Source organism: Streptomyces sp. NPDC048639, assembly GCF_043199075.1.
Classification (GTDB): Bacteria; Actinomycetota; Actinomycetes; order Streptomycetales; family Streptomycetaceae; genus Streptomyces.
Genome location: NZ_JBICVP010000004.1, coordinates 660034 through 679029, shown reverse-complemented (window position 1 = coordinate 679029; position 18996 = coordinate 660034). Strand labels below are relative to the sequence as shown.

Sequence of the window (18996 nt, the reverse complement as noted above, 5' to 3'; positions counted from 1 at the left end):
CCCCGGACGCCCCCGGAGGGGCGGCCGGGGCCACTGTGGATTCCGCGCGTTTCCTCGGGTCCCGCGCGACCGGAAGTCCGGGTCACGCGTGACGGTTTCCGGTGACGCCGTCCCGTACCGCGCGCAGCGACTCCTTGAGCGATCCCATCGTGGCGAGCACGGCCGTGGGTTCGTAGCCGCAGTGCGCCATGCAGTTCGCGCAGCGGTCGTCCTTCCCGCGACCGTACGCCTCCCAGTCGGTGTCCTCGATGAGTTCCTTGTACGTGGGCACGTACCCGTCGGCCATCAGATAGCAGGGCCGCTGCCAGCCGAAGATCGAGTAGTTGGGAATCGCCCAGGCGGTGCAGGGGAAATCCGCCTTGCCCTCGAGGAAATCCAGGAAGAGGGGGCTGTGGTTGAGCCGCCAGCGCCGCCGGTTCCCACCCGCGAAGGACTTCCGGAAGAGCTCCCGGGTCTGCTCCACGCCCAGGAAGTGCTCCTGGTCGGGCGCCTTCTCGTAGGCGTACGCGGGCGAAATCATCATCTCGTCGACGCGCAGGTCGTCGTTGAGGTAATTCAGCACCTCGACGACGGTCTGCGGGGTGTCGGTGTTGAAGAACGTCGAATTGGTGGTGACCCGGAAGCCGCGCCGCTTCGCCTCCTTGATGGCCGCCACGGCCTCGTCGAACACGCCCTCCTTCGCCACCGACTCGTCGTGCCGCTCCCGCAGTCCGTCGATGTGCACCGCGAAGGCGAAGTACGGCGAGGGCTCGAATTTGTCGATCTTCTTGCGCAGCAGCATGGCGTTGGTGCAGAGGAAGACGTACTTCCGCCGGGCCACGAGCTGCCGGGCGATCTCATCGATGTGCGGGTGCATCAGGGGCTCGCCGCCGGCGATGGAGACCATCGGCGCCCCGGACTCCAGCACGGCGCCGACCGCCTGGGCCACCGGCATGCGCTGCTTGAGCACCCCTGCCGGGTGCTGGATCTTGCCGCATCCCTCACATGCCAGGTTGCAGGCGTAGAGCGGTTCGAGTTCGACGATCAGGGGGAACTTCTCGCGTCGCCGAAGTTTCTGTTCAAGGAGATACGTCCCGACCCGGATGGTCTGGCGGAGCGGCATGGCCATCTAGCTCACCTCCAGGGGAGCAGTAAGAACGGTGCCATTCGAAGAAAGCCGGAAGGATGGCCCGCAATACGCGGAAAGCCGATATTCCACCGCGCAGCGTCCCGATACGGACGAGCTCATGCTCCGGAGCGTCCACGACCACCCGGACGGCCGCAACCGGACGGGGTCCGGCCTGCACCGCGCTGCGCAGCGTCACCGCCGATTCCATGTCCACCGCGATCGCCCCGCCGGCCGCCAGCTCTGCCCGCTCCGCGCCTCGTACGACGTGGTCGGATCCGGTGAGCGGGCCGGTGTGGACGGTGCGGCCTGGGCGGTGCGCGACGATCTCCGCCAGGGCCCTGGCGAGGATGCCGGGTCCGGTGCAGGCCGTGTTCCCGTACCGGTCGCGGGTCTCGTCGGCGACGACCACGTCACCGGGGTGCATGCCGGGCGCCAGGCCCGCGCAGAAGCCGGTGGCGATGACGGCCGCACCCGCCGCCGACGGGGGGCCCAGCGCGTCGGCCATGGCCCGCTCGGCGGCCTGCGGGCCCATCCCCGTGCGCAGGACGGTCACGGGCCCCGGGGCACCGCTGTGGTCGCCGCTGCGCAGCGCGAAGCGCTCGATGCCGAGCGCGCAGGCGATCAGCAGCGGCGCCGCGCCGGGGGCCGCGGCCATCAGGACCCCTGGGGGCGCGGATCGGTGGTGCGGAACGGCTCCCCGTGGACGTACCGTCCCAGCGCGGTGAGCGGGAAGACGTGCCGGTAGAGGTGGTAGTTGATCGAGAAGTCCCAGGGGAAGCCGGTGCCGGTGAAGTACGGCTCGTCCCAGGTGCCGTCCTCCCGCTGGGTCTCGGCGAGCCAGGTCACGCCGCGCTCCACGGCCTTGCCGGCCGCCTCGCCCGCCGCCAGCAGCGCCATCAGCGCCCAGGCGGTCTGCGAGGCGGTGGACTCACCGCGCCCGATCCACTCGGTGTCGTGATACGAGCGCTGGTCCTCGCCCCAGCCGCCGTCGTCGTTCTGGACGTTCTCCAGCCAGGCGACGGCCCGGCGGACGGCGGGGTGGGATGCGGGGATCCCGACGGCGGTGAGGGCGGGGACCACCGACCCGGTGCCGTATACGTAGTTGGTGCCCCAGCGGCCGAACCAGGCGCCGTTCTCCTCCTGTTCGGCGAGCAGCCAGTCGACGCCTCGGCGCGTCCGGTCGTGGGAGGACATGCCCTCGTACGCCAGCATCTCCACCACGTGCGCGGTGACGTCGGCGGACGGCGGGTCGATGACCTCGCCGAAGTCGCAGAACGGCAGCCGGTTGGGGAACGGGCTGGTGTTGTCGGCGTCGAAGGCGCCCCAGGCTCCGTTCCTGGACTGCATGCCGAGGTTCCAGCGCACGCCCCGGCGGATCGCGTCGTCGACGCGCCGCGGGTCGGGGTGGCGGACCCGGCGCAGCGCGAGCACGACCTCGGCGGTGTCGTCGATGTCGGGGTAGTTGTCGTTGTGGAACTCGAACGCCCAGCCGCCCGGAGGAAGTCCCGGTCGGCGTACCGTCCAGTCCCCGGGGCGTAGGACCTGCTCGCCGAGCATCCAGTCCGCGGCCTTGACCAGGGCGGGGTGGTCGGCGGGCACGCCCGCGTCGGCCAGGGCGATGGTGGCCAGACAGGTGTCCCAGACCGGGGACTGGCAGGCCTCGATCATGCGGCTGCCGTCCTCGCGCCGGACGGCGAACCGGTCGAGCGACGCGAGGCCCGCGCGCAGCACGGGGTGCTGGAGGTCGTAGCCGAGCAGGTGGAGGGCGATGACGGAGTAGACGGCCGGGGGCTGGATGCCGCCCCAGCAGCCGTCGTTCTCCTGCCGCTCCACGATCCAGCGCGCGCAGCTGCGCAGCGCCGCCCTGCGCAGGGGCTTCACGGCGACCTTGCGGTAGGCGTGCAGGGCCCGGTCGATGCGCTGGAAGAGGCCGTCCCAGGTGGCCGCCGGGGCCCTGCGGCGCGGCGGGTCGGGCAGCGTCGGGTCCGTGTGCAGCTCGTCGAGGGGGAACGGCGCCGGCCGTACGGGGCGCAGGGCGGAGACGACGGTGAGCGGCACGATCGTCTGCCGTGCCCAGCAGCCGAAGTCGTAGATGTTGAGCGGGAACCACGTCGGCAGGTAGATCATCTCGGGCGGCAGCTCGGGGAGGTCGTCCCACTTCCACCAGCCGAAGAGCGCCAGCCAGATCCGGGTGAAGACGCGGGAGGCGGCGACACCGCCCTGGGCGCGTACCCAGGCGGCGCAGGCGGCCATGTGCGGCGCGGTGGGCTCGTGCCCCGCCAGGCGCAGCGCGACGTACGCCTCGATGGTGGCGGAGAGTTCACCGGGCCCGCCGTGGAAGGTGGCCCAGGTGCCGTCCTCGCGCTGCTGGGAGCGGATGAAGCGGGCGGCGGCCTCGGTGGTCTCCGCGTCCCGGATGCCGAGGAATTGACGGAGCATCAAGTCCTCGGCGTCCATGGTGACGTTGGTCTCCAGGTCGCCCTTCCACCAGCCCTCGGCGTCCTGCCGGCCGAGGAGGTACTCGGTCGCCCGTACGGTCGCCTTCTCGGCGGCGGCCCGGGCCGGCGATGCGCCCGTACCCGTACCCGAAGGCCCCGGGATCACGCCGGAGCCGTCCGTGCCGGGCCGGTCGTGTGCGGAGTCTCCCGTGGCCGGGGCAGGCCGGGGCGGTACGGCCCCGGCGCTGCCGTCTGTCGTCGCGGTCATGGCTTCCCCTTCGTGCAGCGCGTCTCGTGAGGTGCGTCATCTGCTGTGCTGGGGCGTGCCGTCGGCCGGTGCCCGTGTGGTCAACGACGTACGGGACCGGCCGGCGACGGCGACTCATATGAGGCGGGGGCGCATCATCTCTCTCGCACGACCACGAAGTCCGCGAGCGCGACGAGCTGTTCGCGGACGTGTCCGGGGATTTCCACCCGGTCCAGCGCGCCGACGGCGGTGGCGTGCTGACGGCGGGCCTCCTCGGAGGTCCAGTCACGGCCGCCCGCCTCCTCGATGAGGGCGGCCCGGGTGGCGAACGCGTGCTCGTCGAAGTTGGCGAGGTCGTGGCTCTTGGCGTCCTTGGCCAGGAGTTCGGCGAGCCGCTCGGAGGCCTCTCCGCCGGCGTCCAGCGCCGCCACGACCGGAAGGGACTTCTTGCGCTGCCGCAGGTCGCTCCACGTCTGCTTGCCGGTGGCTTCCGGGTCGCCCCAGATACCGAGCAGGTCGTCGACGGCCTGGAAGGCGAGGCCGAGGTGGTGGCCGTACGCCTCGAGCGTGTCGGCCAGGGCGTCGTCCGCCCCGCCGAGGACCGCGCCGATGGAACAGGCGCAGGCCAGCAGCGCGCCGGTCTTGTTGCCCTCCATCTCCAGGCACTCGGCGACGCTGACGCGCTCGCGGTGCTCGTACGAGATGTCCTGGGCCTGGCCGTCGATGAGCTTGCGGGTGGCCGTGGTCAGACGGCGTGTCGCCCGGCCTGCCTCGACGGTGCCGAGCTCCAGCAGGATCTCGTTGGCGAGGGCGAAGAGCGCGTCGCCGACGAGGATCGCCTGGGCGGGGCCGTGCACCTTCCACACGGTGTCCCGGTGCCTGCGCTGCTCGTCGCCGTCCATCAGGTCGTCGTGCAACAGCGAGAAGTTGTGGACGAGTTCGACGGCGACGGCGCCGGGCACGCCGGTCTCCGGCGGCGCTCCCGCGGCCTCCGCGGACAGCAGGGCGAGCGCGGGGCGCACCGCCTTGCCGCCGCCCGCCGCGGACGGGCGGCCCTCCGCGTCGATCCAGCCGAAGTGGTACGCCGCCACGGTGTCCATCGGCGGTGCGAGCCGGTCCACGGCGGCACGGAGCACCGGCGTGGCGAGGGTCCTTCCGCGCTCCAGCAGCGCCGCAACGCCTGCGCTGTCCTGGGCGGGGTTGTCCGAAGACACGGTCTCTCCTCTGTGTCCTGTGGTCGTGCTGGTGGTGCTCATGGTGCTCATGGTGCTCATGCTGCCTCCTTGGTGCTTCCCACGCCGAAGGCAGGGAGAGGAGTGGCGTGCCGGAGGCCGAGTTCGGAGAGCGCCGCGCGCGCCGCGGTGACCCCGCTGCGGACGGCTCCCTCCATCGTCGCCGGCCAGCCGGTGTCGGTCCACGCACCCGCCAGGTAGAGGCCGGGTGCGCGGGTACGGGTTCCTGGCCGGAGCCGTCCCACACCTGGTGTCGGGGCGAACGTCGCTGTCCGCTCCCGGGTGACGAAGAAGTCTCGCACCTGTGCGTTCCGGGCGGCCGGCAGCAGCCGCGCCAGCTCGGGCAGGTAGCGCTCGCGTAGCGTAGCGACTGGCGTGTCGATCTCGTCGTGTGCCGCGGACTGCGACAGGGCCACGTACTGCCCGCCGCCGCGGAGACCCGAGGCGTCCGTACGGTCGAAGACCCACTGCACCGGGGTGCCCAGCGCGGCGAGGAAGGGGCGGTCCAGCACGGTGCGGTCGTAGACGACATGGATGTTGAGGATCGGCGAGGTGCCGATGGACAGCAGCCGGTCGGGCTCGTCGAGGGCGCCGTCGGGCAGCAGCCCCCGGGTTTCGTGCTGGGGTACGGCGAGAACGACCGTGTCGGCGTGGAGTTGTTCGGCGCCCGTGCCCTTGGCGCCCGTGGAGATGTCGACGAGCCAGCCCCGGTCGGCGGCGCGCCCGACGACCTGGGCACGGCCCTGCAGGACCGTACGCACCTCGGCCTTGTCGAGGGCGGCGCGCGCCAGCGTGTCGTGGAGTTGACCGAGCGGCACGCGGGCCCAGCCGATGTCGGCGGCGCCCGGTTCGGACAGCAGCCCGGTCTTGAAGACCATGGCGGCAAGCCCCAACGAGGCCTCCCCGGCACGGGCGTTGAGGGTCGCCACGCCGACGAGGTCCCACAACGCCTCGACCGCGCGCTCCGACTGGCCGTGCCGGCGCAGCCAGGTGGCGAAGTCGGTGGCGTCCAGCGCGGGGTCGGCCGGGTCGAGCTTCTTCAGCGCGAGTGCGGCGCGCGCGACCCGGGCCCGCTCGGCGAGCGAGAGGTGCGGGTAGCGGGCGAGTCCGGCCGCGAGGTGGAGGGGCACGGGGAGCGCCGTGCGGTGCAGCCGGCCCAGCCGCGCCCCGCGCGCGTCGAGCACCGGGACGTCCAGCCGGTCCTGGAGCGGCGCGAGCCGGCTTCCCTCGATGCGGTCGAGGAACCAGCGGTACGCGGTGCAGCAGCGCAGGAAGACATGCTGCCCGTTGTCGACGGTCAGCTCGCCCGCCGCCCCGGTGCGCCGGAAGGAGAACGCGAGGCCGCCCAGCCGGGGGCGGGCCTCGGCGAGGGTCACGCGCAGCCCCGCGTCGGCCAGGACGAGCGCGGAGGTGAGGCCGGCGATGCCGCCGCCGATCACCACGGCCGAACCGCGTGAGCGGCCGGGCGCGCCGGCGGGGCCGGGCTTGCCGGACTCGCCGCGGCCGTCACCGCCGGACTCCAGGGGCATCAGCCACGCCCCCGGGCCGTCTGCCGGGAGATCTGCCGCGCGTCCAGACCCGTGAGGCCGCGCACGGCCACATACGCCTTCTCGCGGCCCGGCAGCGAGACACGCCCCCGCAGCACGGCCTCCGGATCGTGGGCGATGCGGTCGAGAAGCCGCCGGTAGATACCGGCCATGGCGGCGACGCAGGCTCCGCTGCGCCGGTCGAGCATCGGCAGCAGTCGGAACCCGGTGGCGAACAGGCCCTGGGCGCGCTGCACTTCGTACGCCACGAGTCCGGCGAAGTCGGAGCCGCGGGGCGGCTCTGTGCCGTGGAAGCCGTCGGAGCAGCCGAACTTGGCGAGGTCCTCGGCGGGCAGATAGATGCGGCCGCCGGCGGCGTCCTCGCGGATGTCCCGCAGGATGTTGGTGAGTTGGAGGGCCAGGCCGAGCGTGTCGGCGTATTCGGGGGCCCGTTCGGCGTCCTGTGCGCCGATCATCGTCCCGAACACGCCGAGCGAGAGGCGGCCGATGGCCCCGGCGACACACCGGCAGTAGACCTTCAGCTCGTCCCATGTCTCGTACGTCCGGCCGCTCACGTCCATGAGGACGCCGTCGATGAGCTCGTCGAGGCCGTCCAGGGGGATCGGGAACTGCCGTGCGGCGTGGGCCAGGGCAACCGCGACGGGGTCGGTGTCGTCCGGGTCGATCGTGCCCTCGCGGATGCGGCCGAGCACGGCGCGAGTGGACTCCAGCCGGGCCCGCTTGCGGTCCGGGGGAAGGTCGCCGTCGCCGATGTCGTCGACCCGGCGCGAGAAGGCGTAGAGCGCCGACATGGCGTGCCGCCTCTCGGTGGGCAACAGCCTGATGCCGTAAGCGAAGTTACGGGCCTGCGCCCCGGTCACGGCCTCGCAGTAGCGGTACGCGGCGAGCACCGGAGCGTCCGCGTCGACGGTTTCGTCCACGGTCCGCCTCACCCCTCTCTTCGCAGTGTCGCCCCCAGCTCGCGCACGAGGCCGAACGTGGTGGCCTTGGGCGGTCCGGGGAGTACGTCGTGGCCCGCGGCGGCGATCGATCTCAGCGCGGCGCGCCCACCGGCGACGAACCCGGCGAGCAGCAGCTTGAGCCGGCCGCGGACAGTTCCCACGAGGACGGCGCCCTCGTCCAGCATCTGCCGGGCGCGGTCCGCCTCGTGGGCGATCAGGGAGCGCACCTCGGCGCTGCCCACGGGGGCGGCGAGGGCCGCCTCGTCGACGCCGAAGCGCTTCATGTCGTCGGCGGGCAGGTAGATGCGGTCACGGCGGAGGTCGTCGGTGACGTCCTGGAGGTGCTCGACGATCTGCAGCGCGGTGCAGACGGCGTCGGAGAGGCGCACCCGCTCAGGGGTGGTGGTGCCGGTGATGCCGAGGACGAGCCGGCCGACGGGGTTGGCCGACAGCTCGCAGTACGCGAGCAGGTCGTAGAACGTGCCGTAGCGGCCGACCCGCTGGTCCTGGCGGTTGGCCGCGATCAGGTCGAGAAACGGCTCCGGCGTGAGGCCGCAGCGGCGTACGGTCGCGCACAGCGGGCGCAGCAGCGGATGGCGCGGGCCCTCGCCGGAGCCGGCGAAGACACGGCGCAGATCGGCTTCGAAGGCGTCGAGCACGGCAAGGCGGTCGTCGGCCTGCTCACGGGAGAGACCGAGCAGGACGGCGTCGGTGCCGCCGGGGGCGAGGTCGCCGTCGCCGATGTCGTCGACGAGGCGGGCGTAGCCGTAGACGGCCATGAGGTCGACACGCCAGGCGCGGGGCAGGAAGAACGGCGCCACGGGGAAGTTCTCGCGCGCGGCCTTGTCGAGTACGGCACGCGCGTGCGCGTCCGCCGCGGGCGTCACCGCTGCCTGCCCTGCGCAGCGGTCGCGGCGGCGGGGTGACGACGCCAGGGGGCGACGGCGGACGTGCCTCGGAGCCGGAGAGTACTCGTAGCCATGGCCGTCATATCTCCCGTTCTACACTGCCGACCCAGAACATCCTATTTCGGACACGCCGCCCGCCCGCCTGCGACGATGCCCTTCATCGGACCTGACACCACGTCGGGCATCGGCATTTCCTTTTCCATGGAATTGCACCGACTTGCCACGATTTGTTGTCGGTACAGCCTACGCCGTACGAGCCATCAGGGCTCGTACGGGTGACCCATCGGACCGAACGGTGGCAGGGCGGCGGTCAACACCCTGGAAACCACGGGCAGTTGACAGGGCGTCGGCGGTGCGCCGCGCCACGCCACGCGAGCGGCCTATCGGGTGAGGCCGGCCACGATGACGGTGAGCGTGCGCTCCACGACAGCGTCGCGCTCATCGGCGGGGAGCAGGGCGAGCGGGCCGTCGAGGATGAGCTGCGAGAGGCCGTGGACGCCCGACCAGGCGGCGACTTCGGCCGCGGGCCGGCTCTCCGGCCGCATCCGGCCCGACGCGAGGAGCACATCGAGTGCCTCCGAGAGCACCCTGAACGCCGAGAACTCCGGGCCGTCATCGGGCGCGACCAGACCGGTGAAGGCACCGGCCTCCGCCATGGGCGTACGGCAGAACGCGGTCCGGTAGAGCCCGGGGTGCTCGATCGCGAACCGGATGTAGCCGCGCCCGATGGCTTTCATCCGGCGCTCCGCCGCCTCCCCCGCATCGCCGTCGACGGCGACCGCGTGCACGGCCTCGGCCATCGAGGCGGCGAGCGCCTGCTGGCCGCGGATCTTCACGGCTTCGAGGAGATCACCCTGGCCGCTGAAGTGCCGGTAGGCGGCCGTGGGCGACACGCCGACCCGACGTGCGGCTTCGCGCAGCACGACCCGCTCGGGCCCCCCGTCGGCGGCGAGCTCGACGGCGGCCTCGACCAGTGCGTTGCGGAGGTCTCCGTGGTGATAGCCGCTCTTGGCGCCCTTGATCGAACCCATGCCTTCATCCTGCCCGATGTTGACGGCATTAACATTCTGCGCCACGATCAATGTTACTAGCGTAAACATCTGGAGGCGATGACCATGTTCGACCGCATAGCCGACCTGGCGCTCCGCCGGGCCGGGCTCGTCCTGACGCTGAGTCTCGCGGCCGTGGTCGCCATGGGAGTCATCGGCTTCGGCGCCTTCGGAAAGCTGCTGGGAGGCGGCTTCGAGGATCCCGGCGCGCCCTCGGCACAGGCTCAGCGGCTGATCGACGAGAAGTTCGGCGGCGAGAGCAACATCGTCCTGCTCGTACGGGCCGACGACGGCCGTATCTCCTCCCCCGCCGCCGAACGCAGCGGCCGCGCCCTGACCTCCGAGCTCAAGGACGAGCCGTCCCTCGCGAACGTGGTCTCGTACTGGGACTCCGGTGCACCCGCTCTGACCTCACGCGACGGTGACTCCGCGCTGGTGCTCGCCCACGTCGAGGGCGACGACACCGAGCAGGGCGACAACGCCGCGGCGATCATCGACGAGTACACCGGCGACCACGACGACCTCACCGTCAAGGCGGGCGGCTCGGCGGCGGTCGGCGACGAAGTGCCCAGCCAGGTCGCCAAGGACCTGGCGATCGCCGAGATGATCGCCGTACCCCTGATCCTGATCCTGCTGGTGATCGCCTTCGGCAGTATCGTCGCGGCCCTGCTGCCCCTGGTCATCGGACTCGTCGCGATCGTCGGAACCTTCGCCGAACTCTCCGTCCTCGGCAGTCTCACCAACGTGTCCGTGTTCTCGATCAACCTCACCACGGCACTCGGTCTCGGCCTCGGGATCGACTACGCCCTGCTGCTGGTCAGCCGGTTCCGCGAGCATCTCGCCGAGGGCGCGGACGTCCCCGACGCCCTGCGGCACACCGTACGGACGGCCGGCCGCACCATCGTCTTCTCCGCCGCGACCGTCGCCGCGGCCCTGGCCGCGCTGCTGATCTTCCCGCAGTTCTTCCTGCGCTCCTTCGCGTACGCGGGCATCGGCGTCGTCGCCATCGCCGCGATCGGCGCACTGCTCGTCATCCCGGCGCTGCTCGCCCTGCTGGGTCACCGGGTCAACCGCGGCCGCCTCCCGTGGGCCGAGACCGTACGCAGCCCCGAAGCACCGATGTGGGGCCGGATCGCCCGTACGGTGATGCGCCGGCCGGCACTGACCGCGCTGCCCGTCCTGGGGGTGCTGCTCCTTGCGGCGAGCCCGCTGCTCGGCGTCTCCTTCGGCACGCCCGACGAGCGCGTGCTGCCGCAGAGCGCGCAGAGCCGGCAGGTCGCCGACGCCGTACGGCACGACTTCAGCGGGAGCGACGAGTCGGCCGTGCAGATCGTCACGACAGGACCGGTGGCCCCTGCCGCTCTGGGCAGCTACGCGTCCGAACTGTCCCGGCTCGACGGCACGGTCCGGGTCGAGACCGCGGGCGGCACCTACAGCGACGGCCGGTCCTCGCCGCCCGGACCGGCGAACGCGGCGCTGGGCAGGCCGGATGCCCAGCGCGTCACGGTCATCACCGATCTGGCGCCCAAGTCGGGGCCCGCGCAGGACCTGGTCGAGGAGGTCCGCGCGGTCGATGCGCCGGCCGGCACGCAGACCCTCGTCGGCGGCGCCGACGCACGTCTCGTCGACGCCAAGGCGTCGATCGCCGACCGGCTGCCCGCGGCCATCGGGCTGGTCGCCGCCACGACGTTCGTCCTCCTGTTCCTGTTCACCGGCAGCATCGTGCAGCCCCTGCGCGCACTGGTGCTCAACGCCGTCAGCCTGACCGCGGCCATCGGCGTCATGGTGTGGATCTTCCAGGACGGCCATCTGTCCTCGCTGCTCGGCTTCACACCCCAGCCGATGGACACCTCCATGACCGTGCTGATGTTCTGCATCGCCTTCGGCCTGGCCATGGACTACGAGGTCATCGTGACCAGCCGGATCAAGGAGCTGCACGACGCCGGGGCGGACACGGAGACGGCGGTCGGCGGAGGGCTCTCGCACGCCGGGCGGATCGTGACGATGGCCGCCGGTCTGCTCGCCGTGAGCTTCTTCGCCTTCGGCACGGCCGACGTCAGCTTCATCCAGATGTTCGGGCTGGGCAGCGGACTGGCGATCCTCATCGACGCGGTGGTCGTACGCGGTGTGCTCGTGCCCGCCTCGATGCGGCTGCTGGGGCGGTGGGCCTGGTACGCGCCGGAGCCACTGCGCCGGCTCCACCGCCGCATGGGGATCACCGAAGGCGAGCCCACCCCGGACAGGGCCCACGTGACGGTCTGATCCGGCCCGCGAACGGCGGAGGGCCCCGGCGGGACGCGCGTCCCGCCGGGGCCCTCGGCCGTCGACTCCCGGGTACGGGCGCCTACTTGTTCGTCTCCTTCTCGTACGCCTTGATGACCTCGTCGGTCGGGCCGTCCATGAGGAGTTCGCCCTTCTCCAGCCACAGCACCCGGTCGCAGGTGTCCCGGATCGACTTGTTGTTGTGGCTGACCAGGAAGACCGTGCCGGCATCCTTGCGCAGCTCCCGGATGCGCTGCTCCGAGCGCTTCTGGAACTTCCGGTCCCCGGTGGCCAGCGCCTCGTCGATCATCAGCACGTCGTGGTCCTTCGCGGCCGCGATGGAGAACCGCAGCCGGGCCGCCATCCCGGAGGAGTACGTGCGCATGGGCAGGGTGATGAAGTCGCCCTTCTCGTTGATGCCCGAGAACTCGACGATGTCCTCGTAGCGCTCGCGGACCTGCTCGCGGGACATGCCCATCGCGAGGCCGCCGAGGATGACGTTCCGCTCGCCGGTCAGATCGTTCATCAGCGCCGCGTTGACACCCAGCAGCGACGGCTGGCCGTCGGTGTAGACCTTGCCGCTCTCGGCCGGCAGCAGGCCCGCGATGGCCCGCAGCAACGTGGACTTGCCCGAGCCGTTCGAACCGATCAGACCGATCGCCTCGCCCCGGTACGCGGTGAAGGTCACGCCCCTGACCGCGTGCACCTTCCGCACTCCGGGCGACTCGCCGCCCCGCTTCACGATGCGGCTCAGGGCTGCGGTGGCGCTGCCCTTGCCCGTCCTGGCGCCGTTGACGCGGTAGACGATGTGCAGCTCGTCCGCGATGACGGTGGGGATGTGTGCGCCCGTCTCCAGCTCAGCCACGGCCGTACCGCTCCTCCGCCTTCCAGAAGTACACGAAGCCGCCCACGGCGACGAGCACGGCCCAGCCGAGCGCGACCCCCCAGACGTGCGGCGGCAGGTTCTCATCGGGGTAGCCGTCGATCATCGCGAAGCGCATGAGGTCCATGTAGACAGCGGCCGGGTTCCACTGCAGGACGTCGGCGATCCACTGGGGCTTCGTCGCCAGGATCAGCGGGATCGAGAACATGACGCCGGAGGCGTACATCCAGGTCCGCATGACGAACGGCATGAGCTGGGCCAGGTCGGGGGTCTTGGACCCCAGGCGCGCCATGATCAGCGCGAGACCCATGTTGAACAGGAACTGCAGCGCCAGGGCCGGGACGATCAGCAGCCACGACATGCCGGGATAGCTGCCGAAGGAGACCGCCACGATGACGAGCACGATCATCGAGAACAGCAGCTGCTGGAGCTGCTGCAGCGCGAACGAGATCGGCAGCGCGGCGCGCGGGAAGTGCAGCGCGCGGACCAGGCCGAGGTTGCCGGAGATCGCACGGACGCCCGCCATCACCGAGCTCTGGGTGAAGGTGAAGACGAAGACACCCGTGACCAGGAACGGGATGTAGACCTTCATCTCCATGCCGCGGTCGGCCTCGAGGATCAGGCCGAAGATCAAGAAGTAGACGAGGGCGTTCAGCAGCGGGGTCGCCACCTGCCACAGCTGGCCCAGCTTCGCCTGGCTGTACTGGGCCGTGAGCTTCGCCTGCGAGAAGGCAAGGATGAAGTGGCGGCGCCCCCAGAGCTGGCGAACGTACTCGCCGAGTCCTGGGCGGGCACCGCTCACGGACAGCCCGTACTTGTCCGCCAGCTCTGCCGGGGACAGTCCCTCGTCAGGGGATGGCGGGGCGCTCACCGCGACCGCACCGTCATGCGTTGTCTCACTCACTAATGGAAACTTTCGTCTTCGAGATGCGCAGCCGGATCGGGCGTGGGCAGGGTTGGCGACGTGCAGCCGTCGTCCGCTGTACGACCGATGCTCTCAGACACGAAGCTTGTCAGATGACCGGAGGTCGGCCCAGTCGGGTCAGCCGCCACACCGTACGCCACCGCATGGGGCGCCGGGGTCCGCACGGGGTCGTCCAGCCCTCCTTGAAGCCGCCCAGCCAGGCCCTCAGCGCACGCCGCGAGGGCCGCCGCGCCAGGGTGAGCAGCAGCCATACGCCGAGGTAGACCGGGACCAGCGGGGCCGGGAGATTGCGGCGGGCCAGCCAGACCCGGTTCCGCGCGACCATCCGGTGGTAGACGGCGTGACGGCTCGGAGCGGTCGTGGGGTGGTACAGCACCATGTCCGAGCGGTAGTCGATCATCCAGCCCGCGTCCAGGGCCCGCCAGGCGAGGTCGGTCTCCTCATGGGCGTAGAAGAAGTCGTCCGGCAGGCCGCCGACCTGCTGGAAGACGGCCGTACGGGCCGCGTTCGCGCCACCGAGGAAGGTGGTGACCCGCGAGGAGCGCAGAGGGTCCGACGCCCGCAGCCGGGGCACATGGCGGCGCTGCGTGACGCCCGTGTCGGGGTCGGCGATCCGGAAGCTGATGATGCCCAGCTCGGGATCGGCGCCGAACGCGCGGCGGCACAGCTCGGCGGTGTCGGTGCCGGGCAGCAGGCCGTCGTCGTCGAGGAAGAGCAGGACGTCGACGTCGCGGCCGCCGGGGCCGAAGGCCTCGATGCCGACGTTGCGCCCGGCCGGGATGCCGACGTTCTCGGGCAGCTCCACGGTCCGTACGCCCTCGGGCAGTTCGGGCAGCGGGGAGCCGTTGCCGACCACGACGACCTCGATCCGGTCGCCGTCCTGCTTGGCGACCGAGTCGAGGAGGGCGCGCAGCTCCTCTGGGCGGTTGCCCATGGTCAGGACAACCGCTCCGAGCTTCAGTCCGCCGCCGGTCATCGCAGCCTGCTGGAGGCGAGGATGGACACCAGGTGCAGCACCGTCTGCAGGATCGCGATACCGGCCAGCACGGCGACGCCGAGGCGCGAGAAGAACAGATCGCCCCGGACCGTGTCGAGGATCGCCAGGACCAGGATCAGCAGGGACGCCTCGACGCCGAGGACGAGCCGATGGAACTTCAGCGCCGCGGCGGCCTTGCGGGCCAGCGCCATGCCCGACGAGCGGGGCTCGGACGCCGTCTCCTTGACCGGCGGCAGCCCGCCCTGGTGACGGGCGACGCCGACGAGGTCGGTCTCCGCCTTGATCAGGATGGCGCCGAGGGCGGCCAGGGTGCCGAGGAAGGCCCACAGCCAGTCGATCCGCCCGGAGCCCCACAGGTCGGCGGCGCGCAGGCCGAAGCCGACCAGCACCGCGGCGTCGCACAGGTAGGCGCCGACCCTGTCCAGGTACACCCCGCCGAGCGAGAACTGCTTCTTCCAGCGGGCGAGTTCGCCGTCGACGCAGTCGAGCAGCAGGTACAGCTGGACCATCACCACGCCGAGGACGGCGCCCGGGATCCCCGGCACCAGCAGGGCCGGGGCAGCCAGGACACCGGCGACGGTCATCAGGTAGGTGAGCTGGTTGGGCGTGACCCGCGTGTTCACCAGGTGCCGGTCCAGACGCAGTGAGACCTCGCGCATGTACAGGCGCCCGGCCCAGTGCTCACCACTGCGCCGGTCCTTCACACCCTCGGGGTGAACGACCGGACGCAGTTCAGCTAGCGATGGCTTTGGCATATTCGGCGTACGCGTCCCTGATCTGGTCGACGGACAGGTCCCGGTGCTCGAGGATCGTGTAGCGCCCCGGGCGGGTCTGCGGTGCGTACTCCACCACCTGGACGAACTCGTCCGCGCTGAAGCCGATCTCCTCCGGCAGCACGGGAAGGCCGTGCCGCCGCAGCACCTCGGCCATCAGACCGGAGTCCTCGTACGCGCCCCGCAGATGCATCGCGAAGGCCGCGCCGAGCCCGCACTGCTCGCCGTGGCTCGCTGCGCGCTTGGGGAAGAGCAGATCGAAGGCGTGGTTGATCTCGTGGCAGGCGCCGGAGGCCGGACGGCTGTCGCCGGCGACCGACATGGAGATGCCGGTGAGGACCAGACCCTCGGCGAGGACGGTCAGGAAACCGTCGTCGCCGACACCGCCGGGGTGCCGGAGGACGGCCTCGCCCGCCTGGCGGGCCATGGCCGCGGCCAGCCCGTCGATCTGCTCGCCCTTCTCGCGGTGGGCGAGCTCCCAGTCGGCGACGGCGGAGATGTTCGACAGCGCGTCGCCGATGCCGGACCGGACGAAGCGGACCGGCGCCTCGCGGATGATGTCGAGGTCGATGACGACGGCGATCGGGTTCGGGACGCCGTACGAGCCGCGGCCCGCGTCGTTGTCCAGGGTCGCCACCGGCGAGCACAGACCGTCGTGCGAGAGGTTCGTCGCGACGGCGACGAGCGGCAGCCCGATGCGCGCCGCGGCGAACTTCGCACAGTCGATGATCTTGCCGCCGCCCAGGCCCACGACCGCGTCGTAGTGACCGGACTTCATCGCGTCGGCGAGCTTGATCGCGTCGTCGAGCGTCCCGCCGCCCACCTCGTACCACGTGGCGCCGGGCAGCGCGGGGGCGATCCGGTCGCGCAATGCGGCGCCGGAGCCCCCGCTGATCGCTATGGCGAGCTTCCCCGAGGCGGAGATCCGCTGGTCGGCGAGCACGCCCGCGAGATCGTCGAGCGCGCCGGCGCGGATGTCGACGACCAGCGGCGAGGGGATGAGTCGGGTCAGTACAGGCACGCGATCTCCCGGCCCTTGGCGAGGTCGTCGTGGTTGTCGATCTCGACCCACGTGACGTCGCCGATCGGCGCGATGTCGATCTTGAAGCCGCGGTTGACCAGCTCCTGGTAGCCGTCCTCGTAGTAGAGGTCGGGGTCGCGCTCGAAGGTGGTCTTCAGGGCGTCGGCCAGTTCGGCGGCGGCGTCGGGCTCGATGAGGGTGACACCGATGTACTCGCCGGTGGCCTCGGACGGGTCCATCAGCTTGGTGATGCGCTGGACGCCCTTGGCCGGGTCGACGATGACCTTCATCTCCTCGTCGGCGAGCTGCTTCACCGTGTCGAGGGCGAGGATGATCTTCTGGCCCTGGCCGCGGGCGGCGAGCAGGGTCTTCTCGACGGAGACCGGGTGCACGGTGTCGCCGTTGGCGAGGATCACGCCCTCCTTGAGGGCGTCACGGGCGCACCAGAGGGAGTAGGCGTTGTTCCACTCCTCGGCCTTGTCGTTGTCGATCAGGGTGAGCTTGAGGCCGTACTTCTGCTCCAGGGCCTCCTTGCGCTCGTACACGGCCTCCTTGCGGTAGCCGACGACGATGGCCACCTCGGTCAGGCCGACCTCGGCGAAGTTGCCGAGCGTCAGGTCGAGGACGGTGGTGTCGCCGTCGACCGGCACCAGGGCCTTGGGCAGGGTGTCGGTGTAAGGGCGCAGACGCCGTCCGGCGCCTGCTGCCAGCACGAGGCCGATCATGCGGGTTCTCCTGTTTCGTCGTGTACTGCGGGTGCTCCGGAAGAGACCCAGAAACGGATGCTCTCGGTGAGCACCGCCAGCGCCAGGACCGCGGCAAGGGCCGCCAGCGCAATGGTGAAAGCTGTGCCGTGCAGGAAGGCCGCGACGATCGCGATCGCCAGCACGCGTCCCTCGTGCCCCCCGATCGCCCACACCAGACCGCGCGGGGGCGCACCGGTGCCGCCGCGGATGCGGTACACGGTGTCGTAGTGATGGTAGGCGACGGCGGCCACCAGCCCGTAGGCCGCCGGCAAGGCTCCGTTCACCTCGGCCCGGATCGCGACGATCAGGACGAGGCCGTACTCGGCGATACGGAAGACCGGCGGCACCAGCCAGTCCAGGGGGCCCTTGAGCGGCCGCATGAGGGCACGGCCCGACGCGAGGACGTAGAGCACGGCGGCCACCGGCAGGGACCAGGCACCGTACGGCGGGAAGGCCGCCGCGATCAGCAGGACCGTGGCGCCGAGGGCCGCCCAGACCGGGGCGATGTACGCCGAGGCACGGGCCCCGCGGAACGCGGATACCGAGACGAGGTCGGCCAGGGGGCCGGAGTCGGCGAGGTCCCTCAGGGCCTGGGCGGCGCGGTCGGTTCGGGTGGCTCGGCGGGTGAGGGAGCGGAGCACGCGGCCGGCCGTGGTGTAGCAGGCGGCGAACGCGCAGCCGACCAGCAGGGCGTAGAAGACGATACGGGGCGTGGTCAGGGCCGTGAGGACGGCGATCATCGCCCAGCGTTCGCCGATCGGCAGGACGATCATCCTGCGGACCCAGACGGTCCAGCCGACACCGTCCAGCCGGTCCGAAAGAGCCGCGGTGGGGCTGGTGTTGGCGGCGGCGTCGTGGTTGGCCTCGGTGAACGAGAAGTCCACGATGTGACGGCAGGTCTGGAGCACCATGGCGCCGAGGGCGAGGGCCCACACGTCGTCGCCGCCGCGGGCGGCGCCGATCGCCAGCCCCGCGTAGTAGGCGTACTCCTTGGCGCGGTCGAAGGTGGCGTCCAGCCAGGCGCCCAGCGTGGAGTACTGCAGCGAGTAGCGGGCGAGCTGGCCGTCGGTGCAGTCGAGGACGAAGGACGCGAGGAGGAGCACACCGGCGGCGACGTAGCCGGGCCGGGTGCCGGTGGCCGCGCAGGCGGCGGCGATGAGCGCGGTGAGGAGGGAGGCGGTGGTGACCTGGTTGGGGGTCAGACCGCGACGGGCGCACCAGCGGGCGATGTAGCGGGAGTACGGGCTGATGCAGAAGGTCGTGAAGAAGCCGTCGCGCGCCTTCACCGCGGTACGCAGCCGCACCCGCTCGTCGTCGACCGCGTCCACGGCCGCGCGGGCGGCGGCCCGCTCCTCCTCACCGTTCGGCACCGTGGCGACGAGGACGCCGAGTTCGGGCGTGCGGACGTCGACGTCCGCGGCGCGCAGGGCGGCCGAGAGCCGGTCCGGCAGGCAGTCACCGGCGGCCGCCGGCTCGGCGAGGGAGACCCGCTCGGGGGCGGTGGAGTCGGCGGCGGGGGCGGTGGAGTCGGCGGCGGTCGCCGCGGGAGCCGGGGACGCAGCCGCCGCAAGCGCGCGCAGAAGGTCCGGGCGGGCCTCCGCCCGGGCCGTGATCACACCGGGCGCCGCGGCGGCCGCGAAGCGCGGGTCCGTCAGGGCCAGCCGCAGGGCGTGCGTGTGGGCGACCGTACGGGGATCCACCAGCGCCACGCGCTCGGACGCGGGGAGTGAGCCCACCAATGCCGCCAGGTCGATGTCCGCCTCCGCCTCGACGACGTCGAAGCCCAGCGCGCGCAGATCGCTTTCGAGCGGCGATCCGGCGACCGGCTGACCGGTGAGGATTGCGGTCGACAGTCGAACTCACTCCTTGGAATCTGACATGGCCGCGCCGGGACTTGGGGGATCCGGGCAGCGGTCGTG

General features: G+C 71.6%; 16 protein-coding genes. 1 reads left to right on the top strand and 15 read right to left on the bottom strand.

Annotation, left to right across the window (positions count from 1 at the left end; translation table 11 throughout):
• Nucleotides 1-82: 82 nt before the first annotated feature.
• The 8 genes from hpnH to ACGFNH_RS14650 form a co-directional block, all read right to left on the bottom strand.
• Nucleotides 83-1108, bottom strand: coding sequence for an adenosyl-hopene transferase HpnH (hpnH, locus tag ACGFNH_RS14685; protein ID WP_393653448.1), 1026 nt, complete (start codon nucleotides 1106-1108; stop codon nucleotides 83-85).
• Nucleotides 1059-1763 carry a 1-hydroxy-2-methyl-2-butenyl 4-diphosphate reductase gene (locus ACGFNH_RS14680; protein WP_393653446.1) on the bottom strand — a complete coding sequence of 235 codons (705 nt, stop codon included), beginning with the start codon at nucleotides 1761-1763 and terminating at the stop codon, nucleotides 1059-1061. Before ACGFNH_RS14680 ends, hpnH begins: the two co-directional genes overlap by 50 nt.
• Nucleotides 1763-3814 carry a squalene--hopene cyclase gene (gene shc / locus ACGFNH_RS14675; RefSeq protein WP_393653444.1) on the bottom strand — a complete coding sequence of 684 codons (2052 nt, stop codon included), beginning with the start codon at nucleotides 3812-3814 and terminating at the stop codon, nucleotides 1763-1765. Before shc ends, ACGFNH_RS14680 begins: the two co-directional genes overlap by 1 nt.
• Nucleotides 3815-3948: 134 nt before the next feature.
• The gene (locus ACGFNH_RS14670) at nucleotides 3949-5058 is read right to left on the bottom strand and encodes a polyprenyl synthetase family protein (RefSeq protein WP_393653605.1); all 1110 of its coding nucleotides are present in this window, start codon (nucleotides 5056-5058) and stop codon (nucleotides 3949-3951) included.
• 5 nt (nucleotides 5059-5063) lie between these two features.
• Nucleotides 5064-6554: a hydroxysqualene dehydroxylase HpnE gene (hpnE, locus tag ACGFNH_RS14665; protein ID WP_393653442.1), complete on the bottom strand. Its 1491-nt coding sequence runs from the start codon at nucleotides 6552-6554 to the stop codon at nucleotides 5064-5066.
• Complete coding sequence (hpnD, locus tag ACGFNH_RS14660; RefSeq protein WP_393653440.1) at nucleotides 6554-7504, bottom strand: presqualene diphosphate synthase HpnD; 951 nt, start codon at nucleotides 7502-7504, stop codon at nucleotides 6554-6556. The genes hpnE and hpnD overlap by 1 nt, the downstream gene beginning before the upstream one ends.
• The gene (gene hpnC, locus ACGFNH_RS14655; protein WP_393653438.1) at nucleotides 7501-8400 is read right to left on the bottom strand and encodes a squalene synthase HpnC; all 900 of its coding nucleotides are present in this window, start codon (nucleotides 8398-8400) and stop codon (nucleotides 7501-7503) included. Before hpnC ends, hpnD begins: the two co-directional genes overlap by 4 nt.
• Before the next feature lie 401 nt (nucleotides 8401-8801).
• A complete protein-coding gene (locus tag ACGFNH_RS14650) occupies nucleotides 8802-9497 on the bottom strand; it encodes a TetR/AcrR family transcriptional regulator (RefSeq protein WP_393653603.1) in 696 nt (231 codons plus the stop codon).
• 39 nt (nucleotides 9498-9536) lie between these two features.
• Here ACGFNH_RS14650 and ACGFNH_RS14645 point away from each other — a divergent pair, with 39 nt between their 5' ends.
• The gene (locus ACGFNH_RS14645) at nucleotides 9537-11732 is read left to right on the top strand and encodes an MMPL family transporter (RefSeq protein ID WP_393653436.1); all 2196 of its coding nucleotides are present in this window, start codon (nucleotides 9537-9539) and stop codon (nucleotides 11730-11732) included.
• Between the two features lie 82 nt (nucleotides 11733-11814).
• Here the strand turns inward: ACGFNH_RS14645 and ACGFNH_RS14640 are convergent, their stop codons facing one another.
• The 7 genes from ACGFNH_RS14640 to ACGFNH_RS14610 all read right to left on the bottom strand — a co-directional run bounded on the left by ACGFNH_RS14640 (nucleotide 11815) and on the right by ACGFNH_RS14610 (nucleotide 18930).
• Entirely contained in the window at nucleotides 11815-12597 is a 783-nt protein-coding gene (locus ACGFNH_RS14640; RefSeq protein ID WP_393653434.1) for an ABC transporter ATP-binding protein, read from the bottom strand.
• Entirely contained in the window at nucleotides 12590-13519 is a 930-nt protein-coding gene (locus tag ACGFNH_RS14635; protein ID WP_393653432.1) for an ABC transporter permease, read from the bottom strand. Before ACGFNH_RS14635 ends, ACGFNH_RS14640 begins: the two co-directional genes overlap by 8 nt.
• Nucleotides 13520-13628: 109 nt before the next feature.
• Nucleotides 13629-14516 (bottom strand): glycosyltransferase family 2 protein, encoded by an 888-nt coding sequence (locus ACGFNH_RS14630; RefSeq protein WP_393653430.1) that lies wholly within the window; start codon nucleotides 14514-14516, stop codon nucleotides 13629-13631.
• Nucleotides 14513-15292 (bottom strand): CDP-alcohol phosphatidyltransferase family protein, encoded by a 780-nt coding sequence (locus tag ACGFNH_RS14625; protein ID WP_393653428.1) that lies wholly within the window; start codon nucleotides 15290-15292, stop codon nucleotides 14513-14515. Before ACGFNH_RS14625 ends, ACGFNH_RS14630 begins: the two co-directional genes overlap by 4 nt.
• Nucleotides 15270-16331 (bottom strand): iron-containing alcohol dehydrogenase family protein, encoded by a 1062-nt coding sequence (locus ACGFNH_RS14620; RefSeq protein WP_393653426.1) that lies wholly within the window; start codon nucleotides 16329-16331, stop codon nucleotides 15270-15272. Before ACGFNH_RS14620 ends, ACGFNH_RS14625 begins: the two co-directional genes overlap by 23 nt.
• A complete protein-coding gene (locus tag ACGFNH_RS14615; protein WP_393653425.1) occupies nucleotides 16319-17056 on the bottom strand; it encodes a sugar phosphate nucleotidyltransferase in 738 nt (245 codons plus the stop codon). The genes ACGFNH_RS14620 and ACGFNH_RS14615 overlap by 13 nt, the downstream gene beginning before the upstream one ends.
• Nucleotides 17053-18930 (bottom strand): DUF5941 domain-containing protein, encoded by a 1878-nt coding sequence (locus ACGFNH_RS14610; protein ID WP_393653601.1) that lies wholly within the window; start codon nucleotides 18928-18930, stop codon nucleotides 17053-17055. Before ACGFNH_RS14610 ends, ACGFNH_RS14615 begins: the two co-directional genes overlap by 4 nt.
• Nucleotides 18931-18996 lie beyond the last annotated feature (66 nt).